5 protein-coding genes are annotated in these 6,788 nt (G+C 46.7%); 2 read left to right on the top strand and 3 right to left on the bottom strand.

Going from position 1 to position 6,788, the window contains the following annotated elements; all coding sequences use genetic code 11:
• Window positions 1–606 precede the first annotated feature (606 nt).
• Window positions 607–1,707 (bottom strand): peptide chain release factor 1, encoded by a 1,101-nt coding sequence (gene prfA, locus EWV84_RS07650; protein ID WP_286826573.1) that lies wholly within the window; start codon window positions 1,705–1,707, stop codon window positions 607–609.
• Window positions 1,686–1,865 carry a hypothetical protein gene (locus EWV84_RS22825; protein ID WP_323801827.1) on the bottom strand — a complete coding sequence of 60 codons (180 nt, stop codon included), beginning with the start codon at window positions 1,863–1,865 and terminating at the stop codon, window positions 1,686–1,688. The genes prfA and EWV84_RS22825 overlap by 22 nt, the downstream gene beginning before the upstream one ends.
• Before the next feature lie 456 nt (window positions 1,866–2,321).
• On the opposite strand from EWV84_RS22825, the gene EWV84_RS07645 reads away from it, so the two are divergent.
• On the top strand, window positions 2,322–4,475 hold the full coding sequence (locus EWV84_RS07645) for a polyribonucleotide nucleotidyltransferase (protein WP_286826572.1): 2,154 nt from the start codon (window positions 2,322–2,324) through the stop codon (window positions 4,473–4,475).
• Between the two features lie 135 nt (window positions 4,476–4,610).
• Here EWV84_RS07645 and rpsN read toward each other — a convergent pair whose 3' ends face one another.
• Window positions 4,611–4,913 carry a 30S ribosomal protein S14 gene (gene rpsN / locus EWV84_RS07640; protein ID WP_287077528.1) on the bottom strand — a complete coding sequence of 101 codons (303 nt, stop codon included), beginning with the start codon at window positions 4,911–4,913 and terminating at the stop codon, window positions 4,611–4,613.
• Window positions 4,914–5,763: 850 nt separating this feature from the next.
• On the opposite strand from rpsN, the gene EWV84_RS07635 reads away from it, so the two are divergent.
• Window positions 5,764–6,318 carry an NUDIX hydrolase gene (locus tag EWV84_RS07635; RefSeq protein ID WP_287077527.1) on the top strand — a complete coding sequence of 185 codons (555 nt, stop codon included), beginning with the start codon at window positions 5,764–5,766 and terminating at the stop codon, window positions 6,316–6,318.
• The last annotated feature ends 470 nt before the right edge of the window (window positions 6,319–6,788 follow it).

Raw genomic sequence — 6,788 nt, 5'->3', positions numbered from 1 at the left:
CATTTTACCCACGGGGTACTTAGATAAAATCAGTATAGCACAATAAAAGTTAAGTTAACAAGCTATAGTTTAAAAAGCCGTCCTAAAAGGACGGGGCTTTAACCCAAAATTTCGGTAAAAATCAAAAATTGTTGTTAGGGTTAGGAGCCGGTCGTCAGTAGTCAGGAGAATTAAGAATGAATAATAAGCAATTAAATGGTCTATTCACAGATTTTAGGCCATTTAATCCTTATTTTTGCCGTTTTTGACTCCTCAAAAATTAATTATGCGAGAGGTCTAAAGCCAAAAAGTAGCAAGGGGTTTGGCTGTTGCGGGTTGGGGAGAAAGGAGCGGGGGGGGGATAAATAGGGTTTGCGGCAAAAAGTTTTTCGTGGGGGTAGGGTGTGGGGTGTGGGGTGTAGGGTGTAGGGTTTTACCCATTTTCAGAGGGTCAATTACCTAATTTTCGGGGAAAAAGTACCTAATTTTCCCCCCCGATCACTGCCATGGCCGCCACTTTTGGATTTCAAAAAATTCTAAAAGTCTTATCCAACAAGGTTTTTAGATTTATTCAGCAAGCCCTAAATAAAAATAATCTCGGAGTCTCGGAGTCTCGGAGTGTCCTGATTAGGCTGTCTCTTGGGCAGCGGCTAATTCTGCCAGTTTTTCCTGTTGATCCTTGGCGATACAGGATTGGAGCACCTCTTCGATATCGCCGTCTAAAATGCGATCGAGGGAAAAATTCTGATTTAAGCGATGATCGGTGAGACGATTATCCTTATAGTTATAGGTGCGAATTTTTTCCGATCGCGAACCGGTTCCCACCTGAGAGCGTCGCATGGAACTGACCGCTTCCTGTTGTTCCTGTAACTTCATATCGTACAGTTTCGCCCGGAGAATCTGCATGGCCCGTTCCCGGTTTTGCAATTGCGATCGCTCTTCGGTGCAAAAAACCCTGATTCCCGTGGGTTTATGGATTAAATCGACCGCAGTTTCCACTTTATTGACATTTTGACCGCCTGCGCCCCCGGATCTAGCCGTGGTTAACTCAATATCCTTGGGATCGATATGCACTTCCACATCGTCCACTTCTGGCATAATTGCCACGGTAGCGGTGGAAGTGTGGACGCGACCACTCGCTTCCGTCAGAGGAACCCGCTGCACCCGATGGACTCCCGCCTCAAATTTCAGCTTACTATAGACGTTATCGCCTTTAATCTCTAAAATTGCCTCTTTAAATCCTCCCATATCCGCCGGAGATTCACTCAAAAGGCTAACTTTCCAGTTTTGAGTTTCGGCATATTTTGAGTACAAACGCACTAAATCCCCCGCCCAAATACTGGCCTCATCACCTCCGGTCCCAGCGCGAATTTCTAGCATGATATTCTTTTCATCGAGGGGATCCCGGGGCAGCAGCAGAATTGTTAATTGGTCTTCCAAAGTGGCGATTTTTTCCTCCAATTCTGCCACTTCTAGGGCGGCCATTTCCCGTAATTCGGGATCACTGGCGGATTCTTTGAAGATTTGTTTCGCACCGATTAAATCCTCTTGACTTTTTTGCCAAATTTCGTAGGTGTTGACCGTTTCCTCTAGGGAAGCGCGGGATTTGGCCAGACGATGCAATTCACCCGGATTACCGGTGACATCGGGATCCGCTAGACGACGGGTTAATTCTTTGTAGGTCTGTTCTACAGATTGCAGTTTGTCTAGTAAATAACTTTCAGCCATAATCGATAGCCACAAATAGGGTTAAACGGGGTTAATTTGAAGATAACCCGCAAATTCACTGGATTAGAAGCGTCTGACAGATAATAGAGACGCAATCCTTTTAATTGTCTTAATTTTCTTTGTCCGGAGTTCTTCGAGCGAGGAAAAATCCCGCTCAACTGCTGACAGTCAGTCAGTTCTGCTAATACTTAGAAATATTTTTGGGCCAGCAAGCGGCAAGGGAAGACATTTTTTTCTTAACCAGATTATTCCTATATCTAAAACTATCATTTTTTGGCCGGTTTGAGCAAGTAATCTTAAATTCTGTTTAAAAGCAGGGAAGTGGGGTAGTGGGGAGTATTTTCAGTTATCAGTGAGCAGTAACCAGTTATCAGTGGGGTAGTGGGGAGTATTTTCAGTTATCAGTGAGCAGTAACCAGTTATCAGTGGGGTAGTGGGGTAGTTGGGTAGTTGGGAGACCACTTCGTGCGCGTTGCGGGGGAGCAGGGAGAAAAAAGCTGATAACTGATCACTGATAACTGATCACTGAATACTAAACCTGGCAGAAAGGGGGACAAAAAATGCTAGGATTGCCACAGCACAGAGAAAAGTGAAAGAAAGGAATATAACTTTACATGGAAGAGTTTGACAAGTCAATATCCTTTGATGGCAGGGATATTCGACTAAAAATAGGGCTTTTAGCCCCCCAAGCTGGCGGTAGTGTTCTGATCCAATCGGGAGAAACGGCGGTTTTAGTGACAGCAACCACAGCCAAAGCCAGAGAAGGAGTAGATTTCCTGCCCTTGACCGTTGACTACGAAGAAAGATTATACGCCGCTGGGCGCATCCCGGGAGGATTTTTGCGTCGTGAAGGTCGTCCCCCGGAAAAAGCGATTCTGACCGGTCGTTTGATCGATCGCCCCCTGCGGCCTCTATTCCCCAGTTGGCTGCGGGATGATATCCAAGTGGTCGCTACGACCCTCTCAATGGACGAGGAAGTCCCCCCGGATGTTTTGGCCGTTACCGGGGCTTCCGTGGCAGTTATGCTGGCGGGGATTCCCTTCCAAGGTCCGATGGCAGCGGTGCGCGTCGGTTTACTAGGGGATGAATTTATCATCAATCCCACCTACAAGGAAATCCATAACGGAGAATTGGATCTAGTGGTGGCCGGTAGTCCCGAAGGGGTGGTGATGATCGAAGCGGGAGCCAATCAGTTACCGGAACGGGATATTATTGAGGCGATCGATTTTGGTTATGAAGCAGTGCGCGACCTGATCAGCGCTCAACGGGAATTGATCGATCAGTTGGGTATTCCCCTCGTCACCCGAGAAGCGCCGGCAGTAAACGAAACCGTGCAGAATTTCCTAAAAGAACAAGCTAAAGAGGAAATTAAACAGATTCTCTGTCAGTTTACCCTCAGCAAAACCGAACGGGATGAGAAATTAGCGGCGATCGAAAATCGGCTCAAGGAAACTATAACCGCTCTCCCCGATGAAGATACCTTAAAAGCTCCAACGCTGGAAGAACCGAAGTTAATCGGTAATCTCTTTAAGGATCTGACCAAAAAACTGATGCGCGCCCAAATTATTGAGGATGGGGTGCGGGTTGATGGTCGCCAACTGGACGAAGTACGCCCGATTTCTTGCCGGGTGGGAGTTTTACCTCGTCGGGTTCACGGTAGCGGTCTGTTTAATCGCGGTTTAACCCAAGTGCTTTCGATCGCCACCCTTGGCACCCCCGGTGATGCTCAGGATTTGGGCGACGATCTCCATCCCGAAGACGAAAAACGCTATCTGCATCACTACAATTTCCCCCCCTTTTCCGTAGGTGAAACCCGTCCCATGCGTTCTCCCGGCCGTCGAGAAATTGGTCACGGTGCTTTAGCGGAAAGGGCGATCGTACCTGTCCTTCCCCCCCAAGAGGAATTTCCCTATGTGCTGCGGGTAGTGTCGGAAGTCCTCTCTTCTAATGGTTCCACCTCCATGGGTTCCGTGTGCGGTTCTACCCTGGCGCTGATGGATGCCGGTGTTCCCCTGAAAAAACCCGTTAGCGGTGCGGCCATGGGTTTAATTAAAGAAGGGGAAGAAGTGCGGATTTTGACCGATATCCAGGGTATCGAGGATTTTCTGGGAGATATGGACTTTAAGGTGGCTGGCACTGATTCTGGCATCACCGCTCTCCAGATGGATATGAAAATCCCCGGTTTAAGCCTGGAAGTGGTGGCCAAGGCGATCGAACAAGCTTTACCGGCCCGCAAACATATCCTAGAGAAGATGTTAGCGACCCTAGAAAAACCCCGCACGGAATTATCTCCCCACGCACCCCGGTTATTGACGATCAAGATCGATCCAGATCTGATCGGGTTAGTAATCGGGCCGGGTGGTAAGACGGTTAAAGGGATTACTGAACAGACCGGCACGAAAATCGATATCGATGACGATGGTACTGTCACCATTTCCTCTACCGATGGGGAACAGGCCGAAAAAGCTAAACGACTGATCTACAATATGACCCGCAAACTCAATGAGGGTGAGGTTTATCTCGGTCGCGTGACTCGCATTATCCAAATCGGCGCTTTTGTGGAAGTTTTGCCAGGAAAAGAGGGAATGATCCATATTTCCCAATTGGCCGAGGGACGCGTCGGTAAGGTGGAGGATGAAGTGGCCGTGGGGGATGAGGTGTTAGTCAAGGTACGGGAGATCGATAGTAAAGGTCGTCTCAATCTCACCCGTCTCGGTATTCATCCCGATGAGGCCGCCGCTGCCCGTAAAGCTGCTACTGTAGTCTAGGTAAATTTTCTGTTCACGGTTAACTCTCGATCGCTCGATCGAGGGTTTTTTTATCGCTAAAATTGCTTAAAAACAGCAATAGAGACGCAAAAACCACGCCTCTATCACGGTATTTTCCCTAGATATTGTTTCTGACTACCAGCTAGACTTGACCACACCGGGTAAAAGACCTTGGTGGGCCCATTCGCGTAAAACGTTGCGGGATAAACCAAAATCGCGATAGTATCCTCTCGGTCTGCCGGTCGTTAAACAACGGTTGCGGTGACGACTGGGGGCGCTATTGCGGGGTAATTCCTGTAATTTTTGGTGAATTGCCAGTTTTTCTTCAAAATCTTCGGCGGTACGGAATTGTTCTTTTAGTTCCGTCCGTTTAGCTTCGTATTTTTGTCTGAGATGAGCGCGTTTTTTCTCGCGTTCTACCATCGATTTTTTTGCCATGGGGTTTCTCGAAAAAGATTTAACCTGTAAAGACAGCATTCTCTATTTTGACATCCTCACCGCCGTAAACGGACGCTGATTCCTCACCACGCTACTTTTTTAGGGTAGTCGCCGAATGGGGTTGACGCAGATAGCGAAAAACGCTTAATTGCTTAAGTCTGACACTTTCTCCACGTCCATTTAAAGTCTCCGAATGCCCTCCGGCGACTAATTTAATTTGGGTTTATACATACCGACACAAGGTATGTTTTGCCTCTAGCATGGAGTTCCCAGCGGCCGTCAGCTTCCCCTTACTCATCGTCAACCCGTTGCAGGCATTTCAACCTAGCATATTTATTCGGTCGTATCTATGATAGGGGGGTTTTTTAGACCAGTAAGATTCTAACACAAAGCCGCCCTAAAAGGGGCGGGGTTTTCAACCCAAATTTTCGATAACCTGAATCTCTCCTTGGCAAAGCTAATTTTGGTCTTACAGCTTCATGTCTAGTCCGACTACACCTACAAGGCAAGCACTCTTAGGGACTACTCCCCAAGCGTAAATTCGGGTATGCCCTACCCTATTTAATTTTTTTGCTCTCCCACCTATGCCGTACTTTTTTTTGATTAGAGCAGTGAGGTATTGGGGCAACCCGAAATGGGTTGGTGACACCAGCCTTTGTCCAACGGTCAGTTCGCGTGTCACGACTACACATCTGATTTTCCGCTTACCAATCAGTTTAACACAAAGCCGTCCTAAAAGGACGGGGTTTTAACCCAAATTTTCGATGATAATTCTACCCGCTTCCCAACACCGGTGACAAAGGCAACATTTCTTGATATTAATGCTTAAAGTCCCAGTTGAAAATTTTCTATGTCTGAACCGCCTCAATTTCTCCAACAACGTCTTTTTTATCAAGGTCGCGTCTTTCAATTTCAAGTCTCGAAACTCCGTTTACCTAACGGTGTCGAGGGAGAATGGGAATGTGTCCGTCATCCGGGGGGCGCTTTAGCAGTTCCGATCACCAAGGAAGGTCAATTAGTTTTAGTACGCCAGTATCGGTTTAGTTTGCAAGCTCGAATTCTGGAATTTCCCGCCGGAACGATCGATGAAGGAGAAGACCCTGCTACGACGGTAAAACGAGAATTAGAGGAAGAAGCGGGCTATCGGGCGCACAATTGGCAATCTTTGGGTAAATTTGCCCTGGCACCGGGTTATTCCGACGAATACATCTATGCTTTTCTGGCGCGGGATCTGGAAAAATTAAGCTTGCCCCCCGCTCAAGATGCGGATGAAGATCTGGAAGTGGTTTTTATGAGTTTTGAGGAAATGGAATCAGCGATCGCCCAGGGAGAATTGATCGATGCTAAAACTATTACTAGCTTCTATCTGGCCCGTTTAGCCGCTATAACTGGACTTCCCGGTTGACAAAAGGCCATAACCTGTGCTGTAGGAGGGATTAAGAGAATTTCTGCTGCCCCTTTACTGGGTACAAATCAAGGAAAACCCTAATAAATCTAACGCATGATTGTTGCAGTTCAGTCGGTGGAGTTATCTTAGCAAAACGATAACTTCCCTCTCTAATCGTACATTCTACTGTATTCAAGCAAATCGTCCCCAAGTCCTCCAATAAAGTCCGAAAGTAATATAGTCTAATCCTTACTATCGGTTTTACTAATTCATTGATTTTCGAGTTGGTTAAAATTCCTCTATCGCTTACCCAGACCACATTCTCAATCCCCCAACCTTTTCTGACTTTCTCAATTTGTCTGGCTAAGGTGGGCTCTTCTGGTTTTCGTGTGTTAATTTTTGTTATGAATTAAAGCAAGCAAACAGCTTAAGTCGAAGATGTTCAAAATTGGTAAATCCATAACTTATTCTTTTAATAAGCTTTATTT

Origin of the sequence: Microcystis sp. M_QC_C_20170808_M3Col (assembly GCF_007095505.1) — a bacterium.
Classification (GTDB): Bacteria; Cyanobacteriota; Cyanobacteriia; order Cyanobacteriales; family Microcystaceae; genus Microcystis.
This window is presented reverse-complemented; position numbering and strand designations above follow the sequence as displayed.